Raw genomic sequence first — 24,408 nt, 5'->3', positions numbered from 1 at the left:
ATTATAAACGAGCTCCAAGTTTCCATTAAATAGGGTAAAATGCTTTCTTAACTTTCATTTTTAATACTATATCGTAAATCGCGATATGAAATACTTCGTCTGTTCTAACTTAAAACTTGTTTTTCAAATTTTTCCCCTCCTTGAAGTTTCGCTTTGAGTATTTACAGTAAATTCATTTTCATAATCATAAAGTTCCACAATATCTATAGTAGGTTTATCCCTTATATATTCCCATAAAACCTCAGGTTGCTTGACTTTTTTTAATCTGAGATCATCTCTCTTGTAAGGAAATTTAACCTTAGTTTGGTAACCTGCTTTATGAGAACAATATTTATTTACAACACAGGAAATACATTTGTTAACATTAGGATTTCGGGATAAATTCAATTCTTTTTTATTCTGAAAAACTTTAAGTTGATGATGAATTTTGGTTAATAATGAAAAGTCTTTTTCACTTTTTACCACCTTAATTTTAACATCATTAATAAATGGCTCATAAGTTTGGAAATGAAAATCGTAACTCCAATTTATTAATACACCATATTTTATATCGTATTCCGTAATGTATGCTATGTAAGCCTGTAATTGTACTAGTTGATTATCATATTGTCCTGGTTGAACAGCATGAAATTTTTCTTCCACCACAAAATAATCCCCATTTGGATCTTGAAAAATATAATCTGGCTGACCAATGAATTTCTCAGATTCATTTATAAAAACTTTCCTTTCCTTAGTGTGACCAGCGAAAATAAGTTTGCAACCTCTAATCTTTTTAATCTTCTGCGCCTCGGGTGTATAATTCTTGCTATCTGTATTTTCCAAATATTGTTTAGGTAACCGGGAAATTAGTCTTAATTGCTCATGTAAACCGGTTCCAATTGACCTTGAGCGTAGATTGGTGGGGAATTTTACTTCCAAGGATTTAGAAATACTATAACTAACAGGACAAAAACAAAAATTGGCAAGGTCCGTTGCGCTAATTAGTGAATTATGTTTACTATCTATAGAAACTATTAGTTCAAGATTTTCTCTTATTGCAATTTCCATACTCAGCAACCCAAAACAACGGGAGGAATTATAATTAGTGATGCTTCTCCCTCCATGATATCTCGAAATCCTAGTCTTCTCGTTTTTGCCATAAACTTTTATTACCCCTTCTAAATATGCGATTAATCTCTTTTCATCCTTAAAACCAATCTTTTTTAAAAGAAACACCAAAAAAATCATATCCAAATCAGAGAATTGGGGATTTTCTGGAAGTTTTTCTTGGATAAGCAAATCAGTCATAGAATGTGGCATTAATCAATAAATTTAAATTTCTCCTTTACATAAGGCTTAAAATCAAATCCAGTCCCGCCAGACTTTACATCTTTTAAATATTGAATGCTTTTATCTGCTGAAATTTCTAAATCCACTGCATTTTTATCTTCACGAATCTTGAAAGGGACTCCCTTTGCAAATCCTTTTGGTAAGCAAAGCCAGATTGAGTAATTAGAAACATTTAACAGTAAATGCACATCATCATTAAATTTATGAACTGGAATATTTAACCACCAAACTTCTTTAGATTTATTTATACTCCCAAAACTGGTGTTAGCCGCAGATAAAAGACCATTATAATTATGGTTAACAAAGCCTATAAGTTGGTTTTTTCTCATGACCCTTTTTTTCTAAAATACCTGATTGATTAAACTCTTTTGAAGGGCTTTGGATGTTGCTAATTTTGAAAGTATATGATTTCTTGAATTATCTATCCCTGTCAATATTTTCACAATTTTCCTTTGTTCTTCAGCCTTAGGAATTGGTATATATATTGCTCCAAGTTCGTCCCTATTAACTTTAGGCATTCCTGTTCTATTTTGAAACCTTAAAATACTTTGAGTAAATTTTTCTGTCAACAAATAAAAAAACAGAAATTCCTTGCTAATGATATCTTGATTAGGCAGCAATGGGTAAATATCTGCACTACATAACCCCATAATATTTGGATTAGCAACCTTTTTAAAATATGGTCTAATTTTAGAATATATTATATGTTCCTTAGTGAATAAGAAATTTCCACTTGTAATATTTAACTCTTGTGCAGTTTTAAACTCAGTGATTTTTCCAGTATTTGGTTCAATCCTTTCTGATCCAATTTGGTACAAATTTTTAAATTGCTCATCTGTGGGATCAACTTGACCACTTGTGATTTTAACAATTTCTAAAAACTTTCTTTCGTCCCATTTTACAGGAATTATACCAGAATGTCCCTTTCTAGTGGATATTTTCAATCCATTCATAGCAGAAATACCAAAAGTGTATAATCTTTCCCTGTTAACATCTCTAAGAGTCTCGCAATTTAATAACATTTCAGTTTCCTTCTCTATCACATTATCCATCGCCCAAAATAATTTAGCAAGTTGGACTTGTTGGTCTTTGGGTGGAAGAAGAAACTCATACTCTTCTAGATCTCGCCATTTCACACGTTTAGACATTGTGCCTGCCGCATTTGAATTTGCAAAATCCCACAGAGCATTAGAATTTAATAAAAATGCTAAAAAACCGGTTACTACTTTATTGTGATTTTCTCTTAATACAAAAGCGTCCCCGGAACAGCAGCCATCGAATTCGACTAAGGAAGCTCGTCTCAAATAAGCATTACGTCTAGCAAAAAGGATATCTCCAGCTTGGAAAGCTCTTGCTGAGGAGGCAAGGTTTTCAGTGGTTTCCCAAGTTCTAATTTTAATATCACCAGACACGAAATTTCCGAGCCCTACGAACCGGTCATATTCTGATTTACTTGGATTATCAACACGTTTTGAGATATCATTTGCCAAGTCCCCCAGCTTAGCTAATTTCCAATTTGACTTGTCTAAATTCAAAACCTTATTTTCCATTAATATACTATCCATTGCCTAAGGTTTTAAAGAGTTCATCCATAGAGCTTTTAAGTGAAATAGAGCTTTGTTCACATTCTTCAAGAATTACTTCAAAAGATTCTTCATCAATTTTATCTGCTTTCACAAATAACTGTACACTTATTCTTACGTTCTTGTCTTTTAAAATTTCTTCCTTATCAATTACGGCTGAAAAATTTTCTTCATTTTTGAAACTCAAATAAGCATTATGTATCCTTTCAACATGTTGAGGATCTAAATAGCTCATTGTCTTTTCATTTCTTACTTCATTCACGGCTTGTACGAATAGAATTTTGTTTTTTCTATCAGGAGTTTTATTGTTATTCGTAATTAATAAGCAAGATGTCATTGAAGAATTATAGAATAAATTAGGGCCCAAACTAATTACACATTCTACTGCATCTTCTTCGATCATTTTTCTTCTCATCTCTACTTCAGAATCCCTAAACAGAACTCCATGAGGCCATAAAGAAATTGAACGGCCATTTTCATTATCTAAACTCTTTTGTATATGTTGCTGGAAAGCATAATCTGCACAACCTTTCGGTGGTACTCCCCAAAGGTTACGCCCATAAGGATCATTGATAAAGGATTTTTGGTCCCAGGATTTAATGGAATAAGGTGGATTAGCTAATATTACATTAAACTTCTTCAATTCATCATTATGTAAGAATGCTGGATTTGCTAAAGTGTCTCCACGTATAATGCTAAACTCCTCTATGCCGTGCATAAACATATTCATACGCGCAATGGCAGAGGTAAGCAGGTTAATCTCCTGCCCATATAACTTTAAGTTTCTATATTCTTTTCCTTCTTCTTTTAAATGTAAAGCGCAATTCAACAACAAGCCACCAGAACCACAGGTAGGATCGTACACAGATTCCCCGGGTTGCGGGTCCATGATCATTGTCATTAACTTTACTACGGTACGGTTGGTATAGAATTCGGCAGCGGTATGCCCGCTATCGTCTGCAAATTCCTTAATCAAATATTCATAGGCATTCCCAAGCTTATCATCTGGAATATTGCTTAAGCTTAATTTATGCTGAGAGTAGTGTTCTATAAGGTTAGTGAGCGTTTCATCACTTAACCTGTTTTTATTGGTCCAAGAAGCATCTCCAAAAATTCCATATAAGGTGTCTGGATTAGTCTTCTCTATAGCCCTCATAGCTTCTTGAAGCGCCATTCCAACATTAGTGGTGGTTTCTCTCACGGTATTCCAATGAGTATCTTCTGGCACCAGAAAATGATGATTTTCTGCAAAAGAAGCATATTCTATATCGCCATTGCTTTCCTTTAAAGCAATTTCAAATTCTTCATCATATACATCGCATATTCTTTTGTAGAATAATAATGGGAAAATATATTGTTTATAATCTCCGGCATCTATCGTCCCTCTAAGTTGAACAGCGGCACCCCAGAGATATTTTTCTAATTCTTTTTGGGTCATTTAGTTAATTTCTGTGGTTTCCACCTGTTTCACATTCAAAATGGTGTTTAACTTTTTCTCTAGGACAGTTTTTCTTACTTCATAAAAATCTAAAAAATCTTCAAATTTCAGTGACTGATTGGTCTTAATATGATTTTGCATTAAAAAAGATTGGGTATCTAATTCATTTGGAAAGGTTTTACTTATCCATTCTTCAAAATAAATATCACTTTTTTCTATATTTTGGTTTGCCTGTAATAATTGGAGATTTGGTAACTTATTAAAACGAGCTGTAAATTTTTCTTTCAGATCCTCATCTTCAATTCCCAATTCCACAAGTTTTCTTTTATTAAAAAATGATTTTGGATGAATATGATCTTGATGGTATTTAAAATTATAATTGAGAGAGGGATATAATAAGGTTAATGCACAATAAGTTCTCGCTTTACCATAATCCATTTCCAGAATATTGGTTATATCATCTTCTGTAAAAGAAATAGATTTTCTTCTACCTTTATAATAATCAATAATTTCTTCTAATGGGAACCTTTCCTTGTGTTCATTCATTAAGTTTCGCATTACCGGATAAATAGCATCTGGAGTTCCACCAAAAGTTCCTTTAAGGAGTACTCGAGCAAGCCATTCTTTTATAGCTCTACGATCATTTTCTCTTGAGGAAGAATGTAGAATAGAATCTTCAAAGTTATTAGTATAAATAAAATAAGCTATAGGAATTATAGCGGTTGTTGCTAATAAATTATCACGATTGTAACCATATTTTGAAACTAGCTCAATTGCTTTACGAACGCAGGATGAGACCTTCTCCCAGTTAGACTCTATCACCTTCATGTTCTCTTTTGTGAAATTGTCAACCTTGAATTTAATGTCATTGAAATCTGCTAGCACTAAGCAAGACTTTAGAACAAAATCTTTATTAAAGGCAAAACCATCTCCAATTGCATTTATTTCATCTACAAACTCATGAATAACTTCTCTCGCATCTTTTTCTTTCCATTGCGCTGTTGCAATTGATAAAAGTAAATCTGAATAACTGAGTTTGGTGCCACCACTATTTATTCTAATAAAAATTTGAAGAACTTTATCCAATTCCTCGTCTTCTTCAAGATAATAACTAATAGTACCTTTTTGGTGTATCACATTAAAAAAGGAGGTAAGTGTGTCAATAGCGAAATCCCTTTGATTTTCATTATATATAGAAGAATCCATTAGGTTATTTCTAGAAAGATATTTTGAAACTTTTCCCATATCCTCTAACTCCATAATCTCCGAAGTCTCAAACCAATATTTATTCTTCGTTTCTAAAACTTCCTTTTCAGTCAAAAATTTAAAGTCAAATTCCATTTCTATATCATTAGCCTTAGCTAACAAATTGAGATATAATTTTTTAGAAGGAAATCCATTTGGATTATCCCAACTGTAATAAGGCAATTTCTTAGTGTAAGTACCTGTTAAAGCTATAAACAAAGAGGTCATTCTTTGTTGCCCATCAAGAATTGCAATTACATCTTCATCGTTTCCAAGATCTACTTTAGTATTATGTTTTGCATTTTTCTCGTGGTAATGCTTAAGAAATTCGTAAAATTGAAAATTTTTGATATTATCCTTATCTACTTTCCAAAACAGGAAAGTGCTTATTGGATACTCTCTCATTAATGAATCAAATAATTTTTCAATTTGTTCTGTATTCCAAACAAATTCTCTCTGAATTGAAGGCAGAACATATTTTCTTTTTCTAATATGTTCGATTGCCTTTTTAATGGTTATTGGAGTTTCGTACGCCATTATAAAAATTCTTTTAAAATTGTTTTGAACTTTTCTTCTGCAATTAAGCTTTCATTCCAGGCTTCTTTTAAATCTGCCAAGGCTTCGTCCACGGAGGGTAAATTATCTTCAATGATTTTCTCTACATAGAGAGGAATATTGAGGTTATAATCGTTTTCTTTTAAATCAGTTTGTGAGGCTATTTTAACGTAATTCTCTACATTTTCAAAAGCTTTGTACCAATCAAAAATTTGATTTACATGTTCAGGTTCTAAGTAATTTTGCGCTCGTCCAACTCTAACTTGGTCTGAAGCATCTATGAACAGCACCTTATCCTCTTTTACTGCATCCTTTTTCTTCTTAAAAACAATCACACAGGCTGCTAACTGTGCTCCATAAAAAATATTTGGACCTAAGCCAATAACTGCCTCCAGTAAATCTTGTTGCAGTAACTCAGTTCTAATCTTTGCCTCTGCTCCTTTTCTAAACAAAGCACCCGGAGGGAGTACCACCGTCATGCGTCCATTCGAATCCATGGATTTGATCATATGCTGTACCCAAGCCAAGTCCGCATTACCTTTGGGAGGAATCCCTGCAATATTTCTTCCATATGGATCATTCGCCCAATTCTCAGCACCCCATTCTTTTAAAGAAAATGGTGGATTTGCTATCACACAATCAAAAGTTTTAAGACCATCTGCCTCAAAGAAAGCGGGTTGTCGTAATGTATCGCCACGAAAGATTTGAAAATCTTCTATACCATGTAGGAACATATTCATCCTGGCAATAGAACTCGAAGTAAGATTCTTTTCTTGTCCAAATAGTTTAAGGGTGCGGTAATCTTCGTGATTATCTTTTAGATGGTCCACACATTCTAATAGCATGCCTCCAGTTCCACAAGCAGGGTCGTATATACTTTCCCCCTCATGAGGATCAAGAATTAAACCTAATAAATGAATTACGGATCTTGGTGTATAAAACTCTCCAGCTTTTTTGTTAGTAAGATCTGCGAAGTGTTTAATAAGATACTCATAGGATTGTCCGAGCAAATCATTGTCAACCTTACTATTTGATAAATCATATTGTGAAAAATGCTCAATAAGATCAATTAAGAGCCTATCTGAAAGCTTGTTTTTATTACTCCATTGGGCATCCCCGAAAATACCATAAAGATATTCTTGATTAGCCTGTTCTATTCCTCGAAGTGCCTTTTCAATAGCTAAACCAATATTAGTTGTTGTTTCCCGTACATCATTCCAATGACAACCTTTTGGAATTACAAAACGATGAAATTCGGGCAAAGAAGCATATTCATCATCTCCTTCGGAATCTGAAAGAGCTTGCTGATATTCTTCATCATACACATCCGAAATTCGTTTGAAAAATAATAAAGGAAATATATAAACCTTAAAATCTGAAGCATCTACCGGTCCTTTTAAAATCCAGGCGGCTTTAGATAAATATTGTTCTAATTGGGATAGGGTGATTTTTTCTTTTTTCATTAATAAAAAAGATGTAATTGCAAATGAATGATTAAAATGAAATAATTGAATTTGAGCAGTAGGGGCTCATTAACCTCGAATTGTCGAAGAGAAAGTAAATATAGAAAAATCTGAACCAATGGTTAAATAAATTAAGCCATAAAATATCCTGTATTATCTAACCTAAAAATAATCAGAATTATTTAAATTTAAATATGACAAAATGCAGCTCGGAAAAGGTATTTCTATCTCGAAATGAAATTTATGAACTAATATGGTCAAAGCCCTTTACGACATTATCGAAGGAATATAATTATTCTGATAATGGATTGCGTAAGATTTGCAAGAAACACAATATCCCTACACCTAAGGCAGGACATTGGACCAAACTTCGACATGGTAAATCGTCACCTATGAAACCTTTGCCAAAAGGAGTCAACACCAAAATTGAGCTTAATATTAGAGACGAAGGAAGCAAATCAATTCATACTAATAGCCAATTGGCAAAAATCAAAAACGAACTTCAGAATTCAGATTTAAATTATATAGTTCCAGACAGACTTTCCAATCCACATCCTTTGGTCAAGAAAGCAAAAGAAGTTTTAAAAAATCAGAAATTGGGCTGGTATGGTAAAGGTCAAGATATAATTTATTCTAGTGGGGAGTGTATTGCGACTGAAGTTACAAGGTTAAATATCCCAAGGGCTTTAAGGATCTGGGATACCCTAATTAAATTAATATTACAAAGAGGGCATGAAATTTCCAATGAGAAAAAATCTGAATTTTTAATTTATGATGAAAAATTTCAGATTAGAGTAAGGGAAATATTGAAAAAAGTAAAGGCAAACGATTCTTCATGGGAACTCTATGAGATGATAGGGTCGGGAATATTATCAGTTAAAATTGAGAATACTTATCCGGTAAAGGAATGGCGTGATCAGAATACCAAAACCTTAGAACAACAATTACTTAGTATTTTGGCCAAACTAGAATTGTTATCTGAAAAGAAAAAACAATTTAAAATTGAACGTGAAGCTTGGCATAGAGAGTATGAAGAAGAGCAAGCCAAGAAAAAAGCCAGAGAGGAAAAAGTTGCTGAAGAGCTAAACAATTTCAAACAACTTTTTGATACTGCAACTCGCTGGCATAAATCTCAATACATAAGAAATTATATTAAGGAGTTTGAGGAACATTCTATCCAATCGGGATCCTTAAATGAAGGAAAACGAAAGTGGATTAAATGGGCCAGGGAAAAAGCTGATTGGTATGATCCATTTGTTGAAACGGAAGTTGATCTATTAAAAGAAATAAACAGAAACAAATTTTAATAAAAAAATGTAAAAACCATAGAGAAAGTACAGATGATCCCCGAAGAATTGAAATATTCTCTGAGTTCTTTCCAACTAATATCAATGCTCTCCATTGAGATTCTAAAGTTAGATCATTTACCTGGAATTCAATCATAGGTTTAAAAATTCGATATAATGTTTTTTGTTATCAAAAGTGGCGTGGAGTAAGGACGCGAACCTGCCGGCTTGGTTGTTTATCACTTAGTGTAGAAAATATCACTTTCCACTGGAATGCCTATTATTTGCTGTAAACCGTTTTGTCAGCTGGCGTTTCGCGATATCTTTCTACAAATTCGATTAAGCATTCTTCGGGATTAAATTTTTGACCGGCTAGATCGAAGATAGCTTTCTCAATTTCAACTGCATTCATTTATATTCTCCTCTTGCTTATTAGTAGATCGGGATTAAGTCTTTATAGATAGAATTTAAATTATTCCTGTTGCAAAGTAAGTGATTAATAGTGAAATACTTTTTACATCATTTTACAACCTTTGAAATTATCTTATTTTCGGTTTTCAAAACAAGAATAATATTGCTGACGTCCTAAAATCAAAAAAAAATCTAAGCTAATTATGCCTGACCATTTTGATGGCACTGAACAAAATATTACCCTTGTTACCATCACATTGAAAACATTGATTTAGAAAAATATGGCCTTAAAGCTCCCAAAGGTATTAGATAGGAATGGTGATCTAATAGATATAAATGACTCCTCCGTGAAAAGAGGATTTAACCCTAATTTGAAGTGTCCAGATCCTTTCTGTCAGTCCCCGGTTACAGCTAAAAAAGGCAGTATTAGAGATCATCATTTCGCTCACAGCCCCGAAAATGGATGTACTGGTTATGAAAGTATGTTGCATATTTTGGCAAAAGAAGTCCTCAAAGAATTAGAAAAATTTGAACTACCAGATTATAAACTTTACTTCAATGAGCTCATTCCATATTTTAAAGACGAGATAAATAGTTATGAGAAAAAGCTTGGTTTCCAGGTACCAGATAAAGTTTATTATTCTTATGAATTTAGCCATTGCCTAACAAACTGGGACAAAGCTGCAATTCAGGTATTCCCAGGCTGTACACTTGATTTATCCGATATCGATTTATTTGTGGAAAAATCGATAAAGGACATGACGCCAGATCTCAGGCTTCAATTAAAAAATACGGATCGAAATCTTCATATTGAAATTTATGTTACCCATAAAGTGGAAAATAAAAAGAAAGAACGATTGACTGAAAGGAATCTATGCTTTCTTGAAATAGATCTTTCAAATTATTTTAAAAGCAGTGAGGATTACTCAATTGAATACGTAAAAAGCATTTTAGTAAATAAGAGATATTTACACAACTGGCTTCATTTTCCGAATTTAGAAAAGTTTCTTAAACGAAATCGGCAATCAATTCTGAATGAGATGTTATCCAGGGTAAAGGTTTTTTATGATGATTATGTTGAGTTTAAAAATGAGGAGCTAATTCCTGAAATAAGAAATTTTGAGAGAGATCCAAATTATGCTATAAGATTGATTATGGATCTAAAGAAAGATCGCAGCAAAAAATATAAATGTTTAGAGATTCCTGAATTTTACTATTTATATATTGCGATTTTTCAAAACTCCAGTGAATTCTCTGAGGAAATAAGTAATCAGAACATTGAAAGACAAATAAGAAAAAATGATTTTGTTAGCCGATGGGGTGAGGATGTTTATAAGAAAATTTATGGCAAATGGTAGAGAGGTGAAACTAATTGTAATTTAAACATAAGTCTTAGTAATCATTTGAAAAAAGTTTACAGGTTCAAAACTAATATGAGTAATTATATAAAAGCTTTAAGTGACTAATAAAAAAAAATTATATTTGCATGAGAGCTGGTTAGCCGGTAAGTACGTTTATTTACGGTATTCTTACTGTAGAGTAGGAATACAACCAGCTACGGGTTGTCCGTAGTTTGATTGAACATTCCAAAGTGTGGTACGTTCTCTCTTCCCGTTAGTCGGTCAGAGAAGAGCAACCTTACAAGGAACTGCGATATGCTGTTGATAAGTAATTCTGTCATGTTAAGTGGCGTTAATATATTTATTAATATAGCAATAAGTATTCTAATTAGCGTAGGGACGCTATCTATAAGCGTAATTATATTGCGTGATAAAGTAGCAAGCCGATGTACTACCAAGTCTTAAGACAGGCGACAATATAGTCCCGACCAGCTCTTTTTTTTCATTATGGCTACAGATAATTGGTTTAAATTAAAGCAATACGCACATATTGGTCTACCCTTCAAACCGAAGGATAGAAGCTGGCTAGTTGATTACGTCACTAATCCTGAATTAATAAGAAAACATAGATTTACACCATTTATTAAGCGTGAAATCATTCAGCGTAAGTATAGGGCAATAGGATCTGAGAAAAATGAATTTGGGAAAAGAGTAAGAGAAGTCAAGGAACCCCCCAAAAAAAGACCTATCCTCTACGCTACACATTTGGACTCATTGATTTTTAGCTATTATAGTTATTATCTAAGTATAATGTACGAGTGGTTTATTAGGCATAAAAATTATAATCACTGTTCTGTAGCTTATCGAAAAATAAGACAGGAAAAAGGTAAAAAAGGCAATAAATCTAATATTGAATTTGCTCATGATGCATTTAGAGCAATCAACGATTTTGATGGTAAACCAGTTAGTGTAATAGTTGCAGATGTATCAAACTTTTTTGATAATCTCGATCATGGAATCCTTCACACACAATGGAAAAGGATTCTGAGCCAATATGATGACAAAGGAAGGCTTTCAATGCCAGATGATCATTACAATGTTTATAGGGCTTTAACAAAGAAACGCTATGTTAAATTAAATGAGCTTCATAATACTTTTCATAACAGGTTATGGGTAGAACGCAAAAAAATAAATAATCCCAGCATATCAGAATGGAAACAAAAAAAAGTTGCCAAGCTTAGAAATTTCAGAAGAGAAAATGTAATTGCTTTTTGTGAAAAAAAAGAATTTTTTAAGAAGCATACATATTTAGTGCATTCAGAGAGACGTGGACTTAAAGGGGACAAAAACCACAAGAATACATTTTCCGAAAAAGGAATACCTCAAGGTAGCCCTATGAGTGCGACTTTAGCAAATATTTATATGTTATCTTTTGATGAAGAGATGTTTGATGCGGTATCGGCAGTTGGGGGTTTTTATCAGCGTTATAGTGATGATTTGATTTTGATTTGTCCTTTAGAAGCGGAAGCAGAAATTCATAATGCTATGCTCGATTCTATTTCAGGCACTTGCAAACTAGATATTCATCCAGATAAAACAAAGCTTTATCAATATCATCATAGTTCGGGACATTACAAAGGCGGATTGATAGGGGAAAATGGTAAAGTGAACCCAGATTATCAACTTGAATACCTTGGATTTGAATATACCGGGAAGCGTGTTTATGTAAAAACACAGGGAATATCAAGGTATTACCGAAGTATGATAAGAAGTATTAAAAGAGGGAAGTTTTATGCTGGAAAGAAGCATCACCAGGGAAAAGGATTGTTTAAGCAAAAATTAATTAAAAGATTTACCATAATCGGTGGTAAGCGAATTTTAAAAAGAATTCCTGATCCAAAAAATCCAGGCAAATACCTTACTGATCCTGAAAAGACTTACAATTGGGGGAATTATTTCAGTTATCTTAATAAGGTAAACCATGTGATGAAAGAACTGAATGGAGGAGAAGACACAATCAAAAAACAAACTCGAAAATTTGAAAGAAATTTTCATCGCCTAATTAAGAGTCCGGAAACTAAATTACGAGAACGAGAAAAAAGAGTAAAAGGTAATAAATTGTAATACGGTTGTTTCTGTAAAAATTGCAATAGTTGAAAATTCTTAAATTTATTTTATTAGTTTGAACGATTTAAAAGTAAACAACCTTACTAAATTCTTTGTGAATTACAAAAGCTCCGTGAGTAATGGAGACCTATAGAAAATAAAATTTCTTATAAATGTTTCACTAACGATCAAGGTACGCTGGAAGCTGTAGGACCCGTAACAGCAATAGACAGATTAAATCAAAAAGTTTTTGACTACAATAATCGACAACCTATATCTATAACGGAGGATTTTGCCGGACTTTATATGTTTTTAAAGGATGATGAACCTTTTTACTGTGGAATTTCTAGAAATGTGATAAAGAGAATCTTAGATCATCAAAAAGGAGGTACAAGTTCAACAGCAACATTGGCTCATAGAATTGCAAAAAATAAATATCCAGATACTTCAGATAAAAGATATATCGAAGCTTTTGAATCAGAACGTAATGATTTATTGAACTGTGAAATTTCCATGATTAAATTCTACGATCAAGACCTTGAGGCACATGAACAAAACAATTTCGCTCAACATAAAGAGGAAGTAATGCTGTACCTTTTTGAAGTTTTTGTTTCGGTAAGATTTAACACTAAGCATAATAGCTTTAGAACACATTAAAATTTATACCAAATGGAATTACCAAAGTACCACGAGTCCAACATGCCACTGTTAGAAATTCTTGGTTCAGGTGAGCCTATGAATAGTCGAAAATTAGATGCCAAAATTCGTGAAAAATACTTTTCCCATTTACCAGAAGATATTTTATGCAATAGGGTCCAGAAAATGTTCGAGGAGGAAGTACCTTGGTAGCCTATAAAAGGTTAGTAGATCCGTTGAAATCCACTCGAAAAAAATATTTCTTTCTCTCATCAACTTTTCGAAGATTATAAACTTCCATTTAGCGAATTAAGTGATCTAGATCTCTACGGTTTTATTTGTAAAATGGGAAGGTGAAGTTTGGAAGTCAGGATCTTGGACTAACATGGAAGATTAAATAGGAGTGCCTATCTAATAGATAAAGTAATAGGTCGAATGAATGCGTAAGAATAATTGTCTATTTTCCAATCAACTTATTAACCGATGTTAAAAAGTAAAACCGAAGATTTTCAAGACCAATAATTAAATTAAATCATTAAGACTATATTTGTATTATATTAGAAAAAAAAAACCACCTTGTTTTGGCAAGGTGGTTTGAAAATTACAGTTCTCTAACTATTACATAAAGAACTACCATGGCAAATATTAACTGTTCCATTTGATACAATTTGAAGGAACGCTTAAAACTAAAAGATCGGACTGGAATCCGGTCTTTTGTTATTTCAGTCCTAGATAGTTCCATTACTAAGACATTTCAAAATTACTTCTTTGTTACCAGTAAAAACACCTATTGTTATTAAGATTTACTATTTGTTGATAAATCCGGTAAAGGTTGTATCTGCATATATAAATAGGTTTTATAGGATTAAAACCAAAAAATAAGGAGTGGCTACTTGTTAAAATTTGATTTAATATCTTTCGAGAAGATTTAATATCTTTTGCCAGATTTAATTAAAATCTGCTACATTATTTTTTGAAGAAATATCTGAATTGAGTTTTGAATAACGTAATGTTTTTAATCCATTTTTTGTCACCAAAATTGTCACCTAAAAACAAAAAACCCAGTAAGATTAGTGCTTACCGGGTTATCTGGTGGAGTCGGAGGGTTTCGAACCCTCGTCCAAACAAGCAATTAACATAGCTTTCTTCACGCTTAGTTTTCACTTAATTGTCGATGCAAGACCGGCCGAAAACCACCAATCTTACACGTATTCTCAATTGAGTTTCGGAATTACATCAAGACCCTGCAATTCCTATATTTACTTTATCGATACCTCTGGTGTGAACGCCGTAAATCAAGGCTTTCACGAGGCATCTCGGCTCCCTACCTGGTAGGGATAAAGATAATCCTACTGTAATTCGGATTATGCAGCCAAGGCGTAGTTATTCTCGCCGTTTAAAAAAGTGTGAAATATGAGATTTACGAGCTATATCTCAGCGCTCGACGTGCTTACTATCCAATTAGACTCGCTGTCAAATCCAAGTCGACCCCATAAAATAATGAACTTTTGTGCGTTTCCCGCATCTGCGGGACCGGGCTATCCGCTTCAATCCAGTTTAATTTCAAAAAAAAATTAAACTGGGATTTTCACTTCTATCCCTAACGCGGCTGCAAAGATACAGATTAAAATTTATATCTTTGGAACACACAGAATAATCTGCAAAAAATATACCAGTCTATGATAAAATTTGCTTTAATCAAAGAGCGTAAAACTCCACCAGATAGAAGAGTTGTTTTTTCTCCTCAAAAATTACAAGAGATCGTTCAAAATTTTCCAGAAGCAAGTTTTAAAGTTGAAGCCTCAGATCTTAGAGTATTTAAAGATTCGGAATATGAAGATGCAGGATTTGAAGTATCTCAAGATATTTCAGATTGCGATGTTTTGCTTGGAGTGAAGGAAGTGCCAATTGCTAATTTAATACCTAACAAAAAGTATTTCTTCTTTTCTCATACCATAAAAAAACAACCTTATAATAGAGAACTCTTAAGGGCTATTTTAAAGAATAATATAGAATTATTAGATCATGAGGTTATTGTTAAGGAGAATGGACATAGATTAATTGGTTTTGGTAGATATGCAGGTTTGGTAGGTGCTTATAATGGATTTCGTGCTTTAGGATTAAGAGATTCTTTTTATGAGCTACCTAAAGTAGAATCTTTGCCAGATCTAAAATCTGTAATGAAGGAGTTAGATAAGATTAAAATCCCAAATATTAAAATAGTGCTTACCGGCTCAGGAAAAGTTGCCCACGGAGCTAAGGAAATATTAGATCATTTAAAAATCAAACAAGTACCTGTTTCAGAATACTTGGAGAATGAATTCCACGAGCCTGTTTATTGTTTAATAGACGTACGAGATTATAATATTCATAGCAGCGGAAAGAATACTACAAATAGGCATTTCTATAAACACCCCGAAGAATACAAATCCAACTTTATGAGATTTGCAAAGGTGAGCGATATGTTCATTTCAGGACATTTCTATGGAGATGGAGCACCCATATTTTTTACTCAAGAACAGGCAAATTCACCTGAATTCAAGATCAAATTGGTTGCAGACATTTCATGCGATATAGGTATTCCTATTGCAAGCACCATAAGATCATCTACAATTGCAGATCCTATTTATGGATATAATCCTAAAACTGGAAAAGAAACAGATTTCAGAGAAAAGGGAGCCATTACTGTTATGGCAGTAGATAATTTGCCTTGCGAGTTGCCTAAAGATGCAAGTGAAGGATTTGGGGAAATGTTTATGGAGCATGTAATTCCCGCATTTTTTAATGGAGATAAAGATGGGATCTTGAAGCGTGCTAAAATGACTGAAGGCGGAAAACTCACCATAAGATTCAAGTATCTACAAGATTATGTAGACGGGAAAGAATAGGTTTGAGAATTAATAAAAAGAGAAAAAGCTTGGAACATTTAGTTTCAAGCTTTTTCAATATATAATAGATTATAATTATTTTGTGATCCAGAGTGGCACATCTAGATCTTGATTGAATATTTCCTCGGTTACACTACCTACTAAAAGAGAAGAAAAAGTATTTCCACCTTTATCTCCTAAAACAATTAAATCCACTTTAGAATTTTGTGCTTTTATTTGTAATTTTTCAGCAACTCCAGTATCTCTTCCAGGAATGATCTCAATTTCTAATACCCTATTTAAATGGAGTTTTTTTACAAACTTATCATAGCGTTCTTTCAAATGTTTTTCAATTTTGAGATCAAGATTATCTTTGGGAATATATGGAGAGAATTGAACTGGCATATTATAAACATGCACTGCTTTCGCCTGGGCATTTGTACAATTTTGTAATACTTCTGTGAGTTCGAAAACTTTTTTAGAAGCGTTAGAAAAATCTGCTCCTGCCCAAATATTTGTGATCTCCGGTTTTGCGTTTTTTGGGATAGATAAGATATTGCATTTAAGCATACGGAGTAATTTCCCGCTTACAACTCCTGAGCCTCTAACTTTATTCTTGTTACCAATGATGGCAAGTTGAATTTCGTATTTATTAACGATATAATTAATAAGAGATTCTGAATAGGGATCTTCTGAAATAAGAACTTCCCAGTCTACGGGAGCTTTAAATTTCTCTTCCACTTTTTCATTTAATTCGTCCCCTATTATTTCATCTAGATTTAGATCCTTCAGCTGTTCATCGAACAAGGCTGAAATTTCATATTTCTTAATATTATGCACAAAATATACTTTATCTGCTTTAAGACTTTCAGCAATAAATGAAGCATAATTTATTAAAGTGTCATCAATATCAGATAAATCGAGTGCAACCAGAATGTTTTTAATATTGTACATATTGGACTATTTTAATGTGTTTTGCTGATTTATATTTCTCTTCTTCACGATGTCGGAAACTATTTCTTCATAATTTTCGAGTTCCTTCTGAGATTCCTTTTTTTGTAGTTTCTTCAGATCTTCACTTAAACCTTTATATAGTGAGAAGCACATGATTATGAGAATCACTGCAAAGGGCAAGCCTGTAACTATGGTTGCGGTCTGGAGTGCCTGTAAGCCACCACCTATTAATAGAACAGCCGCTACACTACCTTCAGCAATCGCCCAAAAGATCCTTTGACCTACGGGAGCGTCTATCTTACCACCAGAAGTTAAGTTATCTACTACCAAAGATCCAGAATCTGAAGAGGTAATAAAGAATCCTGCTATTAAAATTATAGCAATAATGTTAAGAATAAATGCGAAAGGATAATCTTCTAAAAACACAAATAGGGCAGTGGCAACATTATCATTCACTGCATTTACGATTGTATCGTTTCCAAGAAGTGCCTCGTGTATTGCGGTACTTCCAAATGCAGAGATCCAAAAGAAAGTTACAATCGATGGAACTAATAAAACTCCTAAAATGAATTCTCGTACGGTACGCCCTTTAGAAATACGAGCAATAAACATTCCTACAAAAGGAGACCAGGCGATCCACCAGCCCCAGTAAAATACAGTCCAAGCATTTTGCCAATTAGAACCGGTATAACTTTCTGTCCAAGTTGCGATTTCAAGAAAACCAGAGAAATAATTCCCGGTATTTTGCACAAAAGATTTAAAAATAAAGATAGTTGGTCCTAGAATTAAAACAATGAGAAGAAAGAAAACCGCAACTCTCATATTCCATTCACTTAAAACTCTTACTCCTTTATCTACTCCTAAAACAACAGAAATAGTTGCAATCAAAGTTATTCCGGCAATTAAAAGTATTTGAGTTTGTACCCCGCTATCGATTCCGAAGAGGTGATTTAATCCTGCTGCTATTTGTTGTACTCCCATTCCTAAGGAAGTGGCAAGACCAAATAAAGTGGCTAGTACTGCAAATATATCTATGGCATCTCCAATTTTACCATATATTCTATCTCCTAAAAAAGGATAAAAGATCGATCTGATAGTTAGAGGTAAACCACGGGAATAAGTGAAATACGCCAAGGATAATCCAACTAAGGCATATACTGCCCAAGCGTGGAATCCCCAGTGTAAAAAGGTGAATTTCATAGCTTCCTTGGCTGCTTCGGCGGTTCCGCCTTCTGCCATCGGAGGACTTAGAAAATGATAGATAGGTTCAGAAATACTCCAAAACAATAATCCAATCCCCATTCCCGCACTAAATAGCATCGCGAACCAGGACATGGTTTTAAACTCTGGTTTGGCAGATTGCCCTCCAATTCTTAGCTGCCCAAATTTACTAAAGGCCAGATAGACCATGAATATTAAAAATAGGTTCACACTTAATATGAAGAACCATCCTGCTTTGTTAGCTACAAAATTTTGTGTAGCAGTAAAATATTCTTCTGCCTGCTCCTTAAAAAGCAAGGTGAAAGTAATTATTAGGATGATGATAATTGCTGAGGTGAAAAAGACAGGGCCGTTTACTTCTAAGCCAAAAATGGATTTTCTTTCATCACTTCTTATAATTTTCTTAGCCATAAAATAGATTGTTTAGTTGATGGTAATTAGTTGTAATAGAACTTCAATTCTATAAGTAACAAGTTGGTTTTTAAAAGTAATAACCAATATTAATATTGAATCTAGCTTCCCATTTAGCATCAGGGTTTCCCTTAGAGAAATCGTCAACAAAATTTCCCCCTAACCAAGAATGGTTGTATCCGGCCGCATAATCTACATAAGTATATACATTTCCGGCGCTTACTAGAACTCCTGTAACATTCATGTAGGTGTCCTCAAAACCTTTAGTTTTCTTCTGCATGTAACCAAAATCATTATAGAATTGTAGGTTTGAAATTGGGCCCCATTCCACCGGGATATTTCTGGAAACGGCAAGAGAATACAAGTTGAAATGAGCGGCAACTTCATAAGGAGCACCATATGCAGCCATTACTACCACATCTCTGGGTTCTCCTTCAGCATTTGCAGGATCATGAGTAGCAGTAATAAATTGTGCTTTTGCATTCCACTTTCCTTTGGTAAACTCATAATGGGCTGCAAGTGCAGAGTGATCTCCAAGATCTTCAGTATCTAAGTTGTAAAGCTTCCCATATTCAGCAGAAAAACCAAGCCTATGCGCTGCCTCATTTCCAAACTTATAAATAAATTTACCGTTGAATTGGTTTATTTCTTTATTACGCCCAGTAACATCATAGGAATATCTATTGGGAGAACTTTCAGTATTATTACCAAATTTTAATTCTTCAGCATTTTTGAAGAATGCCAATTGGTATTCAAATGTATCTCCAATATGCATGTATTTTACTCCCATATCGTGATCATCTTCCATCCCTACGTAATAAGTAAGATTAAAAAACCAATTATGTGAGTTGTATTGCTGAATTCCGAAGGGAACTTGGGTAAGACCAATATGAAGTTGATCTAATTCATTGAATTTATAACCTACCCAGCCTTGTTTTAAAAATCCTCCTCCAAAGCCATCTGAATATAAACGATATTCAGCATTAAGAAAGACTCCTTTATAAGCAGCTTCGGCATTCACTCTAAACATGTCATAACCAAAATCTCCTCCGCGTTTTTTTTGCCCATCTTTCCAGGAAGATAAGTTGTAGTTAAAGCGTAATGCTCCTCCTACTTTTAATTGTAGTGAGTCTTGAGCAGTGGCAGGAATTATAAAGCATAAGCTTAATAATAGGAGGTAAAATTTTTTTGAAAATAATAAATGAGTAATGTTATCTATCATGTAGGGAATTAAGAGGTTACTAAATATTTCGGATTGAAAGGGGAAAATCCCAAGTTTGGTAATTTACGACTTCAATAATGGTTTTCAGGCCTATTTAGGAAAGCTATAACAAATTAATATATGAAAACTATAGATATCTAACGAGGGTTTATGCTGATATCTACTTATATAAAACAATAAAACTCTTACCTAAAGCAAGAGTTTTATTTATAAAATAGGTTTGATTATAGTGTGTTTACCGTTTTTCTAATTGCAGTAAGATTGGTAAGTAATTTCTCAAGATATTTTAGGTCTAACATATTCGCACCATCACTTTTTGCATTAGCAGGATCAAAATGAGTTTCTATAAATAAACCATCCACATTATTTACAATTCCGGCTCTAGCGATGGTTTCTATCATATCTGGTCTTCCACCCGTAACTCCACTACTCTGATTAGGTTGTTGTAGAGAATGTGTAACATCTAGAACAGTAGGCGCATACTCCCTCATAGTTGGAATACCTCTAAAGTCTACAATCATATCTTGATAACCAAACATAGTCCCTCTGTCTGTGATCATTACCTGTTCATTATTGCAATCGGTTACCTTGGTCACCGCATGTTTCATGCTTTCAGGACTCATAAATTGTCCTTTTTTTAGATTTACCACTTTGCCGGTGTTGGCTGCTGCTACAACAAGATCTGTTTGTCTAACAAGGAAGGCAGGAATTTGTAATATATCTACATATTCTGCTGCCATTGCCGCATCGCTAATTTCATGAATATCTGTTACAGTTGGCACTTTGAAAGTTTCGGATACCTTTCTTAATATCTTTAATGCCTTTTCGTCCCCGATCCCAGTAAAACTATCTATTCTACTTCTATTTGCCTTTTTAAAAGAGCCTTTAAAAATGTAAGGGATCTCTAATTTATTAGTGATCTCTAAAACTTTCTCGGCAATTCTCAATGCCATTTCTTCACTTTCTATAGCGCATGGACCAGCAAGTAAAAAGAAGTTTTTTGACTTAAGATGTTGTATTTGAGGGATTCTTTCTAGTTTCATGATATTCTATTAAGGGACAAAGATAATGATATAGAAAGTTCTTGGCGAGCAAAATTACGGGAATTCAAGTATTCAATAAATTTTAATATTTGATTTTATGGATTATAGAAATCGTAAATTAACGAGTACTAATTTAAAATAATCAGATCATGGATATTCAAGAAATATTGATCCCTGAATTACAGCAAGAAGCAGCATTGACAGAGAAATTTTTAAGAAGGATCCCTCAAGATAAAATGGAATGGAGGCCTCATAAAAAATCCATGAACATTAGAGAATTAGGTAATCATTTAGCTGAAATACCTAGTTGGATAACCGGTACCATGGAAATGGATGAGATGAATATGGACGATTACAAACCTACTGATATTAAATCTGTGGACGAGCTGGTGGAAACTTTAAGGAAAAATGCCTCGGAGGCTGAAGCATCCTTAAAAAAGTCTGATAAAGAGTATCAGAAAAACTGGAAAATGATAATGAACGGAGAAACGGTTATGGATATGCCTAAAATAAAAGTGCTAAGAAGTATGGTTTTAAATCAGATTCCTCATCATCGTGCACAGTTAGGAGTTTATTTTAGATTATTGGATATTCCTGTGCCGGCAACCTACGGGCCTTCTGCAGATGAAGATCTTTAATTATTCCTTAATAATAAAATCACCATGATGTTCATTTTATTATGAATAGGGTGGAAGATAATATTATAATAAATTTAAACGTTGCATCAACTCTGGGCGTTTAGAGCGACTTATAGGAATAATGTTCTTAGAAATTAGCACACTATTATCTTTAATATCTACTATTTCCTTCAGGTTTATAATATAAGATCTATGTATTTTTAAAAAATAATCTCTTTGAATACGATCCTCGATCTTTTTTAATGTTGAATGAACTGTGTAATTCTTTTGCTCTGTTTTTATTAAAATATAATCTCCTTTTGCTTCTATTACTTGGATTGTCGGAATATCTATTTTAATTAATTTTCGATCTACATTTACAAATAAATCGTCGCTACTAGAGGAAATTGGCATTTCATCTGTTGTTTCTGATATATTTTCAATTGGTTTTTTATCTAGTGCTTTTTGTATAGCTCTTTGAAATCTTTCTAAAGTTATAGGCTTTACTAAATAATCTACTATTGCATCATATTCAAAAGCTTGAATTGCAAAATTTTTATCGGAGGTGGTAAGTATTATTTTAGCCTCACTATTTATAGTTTGAATAAAATCAAATCCATTAAAACCAGGCATATGAATATCTAGAAAGATAAGATCTACCTTAGGATTTGTGTTTAAATATTTAATGGCAGCGATCCCGCTATCAAATTCATTTGCTTCAGAAATATGAGTATTGATGGATGCAAACTGATGAATTATAGCTCTTGCCAGTTCTTCATCATCAACTATAATGCAATTCATTTTTATTTGGTTAAAGGGTATTTATAAATCGTGTCATTTCTTCTAATATTGCTTCAAACTCGCTTTTCATTTCACAGTTACCAGATCTCAATTCATTTTCGAATTTAACTGCTGTTTTGCTTCCTTCTTCGAGACCGAAGATATTAATTTTATGGTTTAATTTATGAACGTTTTCTGCAGCCTTAATATAATTAAAAGCAGCAAAATTTTTATTTAGCTGTTCAATTTCTTGAGGTAGTTCTCTTCTTATTATTGATAAAAGTCTCTTTTCGAACTTGTTATCTCCAGATGCAATTTTTTTAATAGTATCTAATGAAGGCTTTTCGGGCATATTTTAAACGTAAGCGTAGGGAGAATTAGGCTTAAATTTAATAAAAATTAATATATGGGAGGCCGCTTTGACTAATTAATCTGTTGTCAAATAAAATACTTCAAGAATAATGAAATACTTATGCAATGTATATCTGTAGAATAAAAATGGCTAATTTCAAATAGAGTTAGAGATTACTTCAGTAGAAAAGAAATATTGAATATTAAGATTGGAAAATTTCTGTAACAATTTTAAATAAAAAAAGGAGATATTACTAGCTACTAAATTGTAGGGATTTAGTTACTAGATATCTCCAATTAAACAATGTAGGGGATTGTTGTCCTTTATTTATGAGGCTTTTGCCAGCTCATTATAACTCAAGTAGTCAAATAAGCTTTTTAATTTTTCTTGATATTCTACAAACTTTGCTGGTTTAATTATATAGCCTGAAATGCCAAGACGATAACAATTTAAGATGTCCATATTATTCTCAGATGTCGTAAGAATAACAGTTGGGATAAGTTTTAATTTTTCATCTGTCTTCAAATATTTCAAAAATTCAATACCGTTCATTCTTGGCATATTGAGATCAAGTAGAATTAGATTGGGTGAAAAATCATTATTCTTCAGCGCCTCTATAGCTTCTTGTCCATTTTCTGCCTCTATAATTTTATGTGGTAGTTTTAAAGTAGTTAATGTTCTTCTTAGTTTCATTATTTCTATTGAATCATCTTCAACTAAAAGGATTTTAAAATCTTCAATCATAGCTTTTTATAAATAGATATCTTAGTTTGGGAATGTAAAGATGTGGCATTCGTTGGATGATTATAGTTTTATTCGCCCACTGCCCTTATTTTATCGATAATAAACATAATTTAAAAGTTATGTTATACTATCGTATTTTTGAACAGTTGGAAGTTGTAAGCGATTAAAAATGAATATATTATTATCGGTCTTGGTCAACGCAAATCGTGGCTTAGGGACAAGTTCTTATCTACTTTGATGTTTGTTAGTTTATATAAAAGATATCACAATACGCTGGAATACCCGCTATATGCAATAAACGTTGTTGCATGAAGTATTTTATCGCAAAAATCTTATTCTTTCTCCAGAATCTGGATCAGATAAAAAATGCCACAATTGAAAATCTTTATCATTTTTATAGATCTGTAATTCTTTAGAAATATTATCCTTAAAGTTTAATATAATTGATTTTTCTCTCTTAAAACTTTCAATTTTCCAAGTTCCTTTTACTGTTGTATTGTCAATTTTATTATCGAACAATTTGGATGAAGTATTTAATATAAAAGTGCTATCATTTTTAAATTCAATTATAATGCTATCATTTTTGAAACTTGAGAGATATTTATACGAAAATGAATCCATCTTCCATTTCCCTAAGAGTTCATCTTGAGAAATTTTAAAATTTTCGGTTTCTATAGACATATCAACAGGACCGAATCCATTACAAGAGATGTTAAGGAGAATAATTAGTGAAATCAGGTATATTCTATTCATTTCAATTTCTGTAATAATACAGACATCACCTTTTAAAGAGTCTGTAAGAAGC

At 32.9% G+C, this 24,408-nt stretch carries 20 protein-coding genes and 1 other RNA gene; 6 read left to right on the top strand and 15 right to left on the bottom strand.

What is annotated here, in order from left to right:
* Positions 1-123 precede the first annotated feature (123 nt).
* Genes BC962_RS10690 through BC962_RS10665 form a run of 6 tightly spaced genes read right to left on the bottom strand, consistent with a single transcriptional unit; the run spans position 124 to position 7,613 of the window.
* On the bottom strand, positions 124-1,299 hold the full coding sequence (locus tag BC962_RS10690; RefSeq protein ID WP_121345979.1) for a PD-(D/E)XK nuclease family protein: 1,176 nt from the start codon (positions 1,297-1,299) through the stop codon (positions 124-126).
* Positions 1,299-1,658 (bottom strand): hypothetical protein, encoded by a 360-nt coding sequence (locus BC962_RS10685; RefSeq protein WP_121345978.1) that lies wholly within the window; start codon positions 1,656-1,658, stop codon positions 1,299-1,301. Before BC962_RS10685 ends, BC962_RS10690 begins: the two co-directional genes overlap by 1 nt.
* 12 nt (positions 1,659-1,670) lie before the next feature.
* A complete protein-coding gene (locus BC962_RS10680) occupies positions 1,671-2,894 on the bottom strand; it encodes a restriction endonuclease subunit S (RefSeq protein ID WP_121345977.1) in 1,224 nt (407 codons plus the stop codon).
* Positions 2,887-4,350 carry a type I restriction-modification system subunit M gene (locus BC962_RS10675; RefSeq protein ID WP_121345976.1) on the bottom strand — a complete coding sequence of 488 codons (1,464 nt, stop codon included), beginning with the start codon at positions 4,348-4,350 and terminating at the stop codon, positions 2,887-2,889. Before BC962_RS10675 ends, BC962_RS10680 begins: the two co-directional genes overlap by 8 nt.
* Positions 4,351-6,132 carry a DUF262 domain-containing protein gene (locus BC962_RS10670; RefSeq protein ID WP_121345975.1) on the bottom strand — a complete coding sequence of 594 codons (1,782 nt, stop codon included), beginning with the start codon at positions 6,130-6,132 and terminating at the stop codon, positions 4,351-4,353.
* The gene (locus BC962_RS10665; protein WP_121345974.1) at positions 6,132-7,613 is read right to left on the bottom strand and encodes a type I restriction-modification system subunit M; all 1,482 of its coding nucleotides are present in this window, start codon (positions 7,611-7,613) and stop codon (positions 6,132-6,134) included. Before BC962_RS10665 ends, BC962_RS10670 begins: the two co-directional genes overlap by 1 nt.
* A gap of 392 nt (positions 7,614-8,005) precedes the next feature.
* On the opposite strand from BC962_RS10665, the gene BC962_RS10660 reads away from it, so the two are divergent.
* The 4 genes from BC962_RS10660 (at position 8,006) to BC962_RS10645 (ending at position 13,413) form a co-directional block, all read left to right on the top strand.
* Positions 8,006-8,920: a hypothetical protein gene (locus BC962_RS10660; RefSeq protein ID WP_121345973.1), complete on the top strand. Its 915-nt coding sequence runs from the start codon at positions 8,006-8,008 to the stop codon at positions 8,918-8,920.
* 737 nt (positions 8,921-9,657) lie between these two features.
* Positions 9,658-10,668: a competence protein CoiA family protein gene (locus BC962_RS10655; RefSeq protein WP_183075491.1), complete on the top strand. Its 1,011-nt coding sequence runs from the start codon at positions 9,658-9,660 to the stop codon at positions 10,666-10,668.
* Between the two features lie 489 nt (positions 10,669-11,157).
* A complete protein-coding gene (locus BC962_RS10650) occupies positions 11,158-12,774 on the top strand; it encodes a reverse transcriptase domain-containing protein (RefSeq protein ID WP_121345971.1) in 1,617 nt (538 codons plus the stop codon).
* Positions 12,775-13,062: 288 nt separating this feature from the next.
* Positions 13,063-13,413, top strand: a complete 351-nt coding sequence (locus BC962_RS10645; RefSeq protein WP_121345970.1) for a hypothetical protein — start codon at positions 13,063-13,065, stop codon at positions 13,411-13,413.
* 1,069 nt (positions 13,414-14,482) lie between these two features.
* Here the strand turns inward: BC962_RS10645 and ssrA are convergent.
* Positions 14,483-14,884, bottom strand: a transfer-messenger RNA (tmRNA) gene (gene ssrA, locus BC962_RS10635).
* Positions 14,885-15,071: 187 nt separating this feature from the next.
* Between ssrA and BC962_RS10630 the strand changes: the two genes are divergently transcribed.
* The gene (locus BC962_RS10630; RefSeq protein WP_121345968.1) at positions 15,072-16,280 is read left to right on the top strand and encodes an NAD(P)-dependent oxidoreductase; all 1,209 of its coding nucleotides are present in this window, start codon (positions 15,072-15,074) and stop codon (positions 16,278-16,280) included.
* A gap of 75 nt (positions 16,281-16,355) precedes the next feature.
* Here BC962_RS10630 and BC962_RS10625 read toward each other — a convergent pair whose 3' ends face one another.
* From BC962_RS10625 to kdsA, 4 genes are all read right to left on the bottom strand, one after another.
* The gene (locus tag BC962_RS10625; RefSeq protein WP_121345967.1) at positions 16,356-17,213 is read right to left on the bottom strand and encodes a universal stress protein; all 858 of its coding nucleotides are present in this window, start codon (positions 17,211-17,213) and stop codon (positions 16,356-16,358) included.
* Between the two features lie 6 nt (positions 17,214-17,219).
* A complete protein-coding gene (locus tag BC962_RS10620; protein ID WP_121345966.1) occupies positions 17,220-18,845 on the bottom strand; it encodes a BCCT family transporter in 1,626 nt (541 codons plus the stop codon).
* Positions 18,846-18,915: 70 nt separating this feature from the next.
* Complete coding sequence (locus BC962_RS10615; RefSeq protein ID WP_121345965.1) at positions 18,916-20,067, bottom strand: hypothetical protein; 1,152 nt, start codon at positions 20,065-20,067, stop codon at positions 18,916-18,918.
* Positions 20,068-20,291: 224 nt separating this feature from the next.
* Positions 20,292-21,110 (bottom strand): 3-deoxy-8-phosphooctulonate synthase, encoded by an 819-nt coding sequence (gene kdsA / locus BC962_RS10610; protein WP_121345964.1) that lies wholly within the window; start codon positions 21,108-21,110, stop codon positions 20,292-20,294.
* Between the two features lie 149 nt (positions 21,111-21,259).
* On the opposite strand from kdsA, the gene BC962_RS10605 reads away from it, so the two are divergent.
* Complete coding sequence (locus tag BC962_RS10605) at positions 21,260-21,748, top strand: DinB family protein (RefSeq protein WP_121345963.1); 489 nt, start codon at positions 21,260-21,262, stop codon at positions 21,746-21,748.
* Positions 21,749-21,811: 63 nt separating this feature from the next.
* On the opposite strand, the gene BC962_RS10600 is transcribed toward BC962_RS10605, so the two are convergent.
* From BC962_RS10600 to BC962_RS10585, 4 genes are all read right to left on the bottom strand, one after another.
* Positions 21,812-22,528 (bottom strand): LytR/AlgR family response regulator transcription factor, encoded by a 717-nt coding sequence (locus BC962_RS10600; protein ID WP_121345962.1) that lies wholly within the window; start codon positions 22,526-22,528, stop codon positions 21,812-21,814.
* Positions 22,529-22,538: 10 nt separating this feature from the next.
* Positions 22,539-22,859, bottom strand: coding sequence for an Hpt domain-containing protein (locus tag BC962_RS10595; protein ID WP_121345961.1), 321 nt, complete (start codon positions 22,857-22,859; stop codon positions 22,539-22,541).
* A gap of 327 nt (positions 22,860-23,186) precedes the next feature.
* Positions 23,187-23,603 (bottom strand): response regulator, encoded by a 417-nt coding sequence (locus BC962_RS10590; RefSeq protein WP_121345960.1) that lies wholly within the window; start codon positions 23,601-23,603, stop codon positions 23,187-23,189.
* A gap of 318 nt (positions 23,604-23,921) precedes the next feature.
* On the bottom strand, positions 23,922-24,356 hold the full coding sequence (locus tag BC962_RS10585; RefSeq protein WP_121345959.1) for a hypothetical protein: 435 nt from the start codon (positions 24,354-24,356) through the stop codon (positions 23,922-23,924).
* Positions 24,357-24,408 lie beyond the last annotated feature (52 nt).

The organism is Gillisia mitskevichiae (genome assembly GCF_003634585.1).
Taxonomy (GTDB): Bacteria; Bacteroidota; Bacteroidia; order Flavobacteriales; family Flavobacteriaceae; genus Gillisia; species Gillisia mitskevichiae.
Note: the sequence above shows the minus strand (reverse complement) of the source record. Positions and strands in the feature narration are given on the sequence as shown.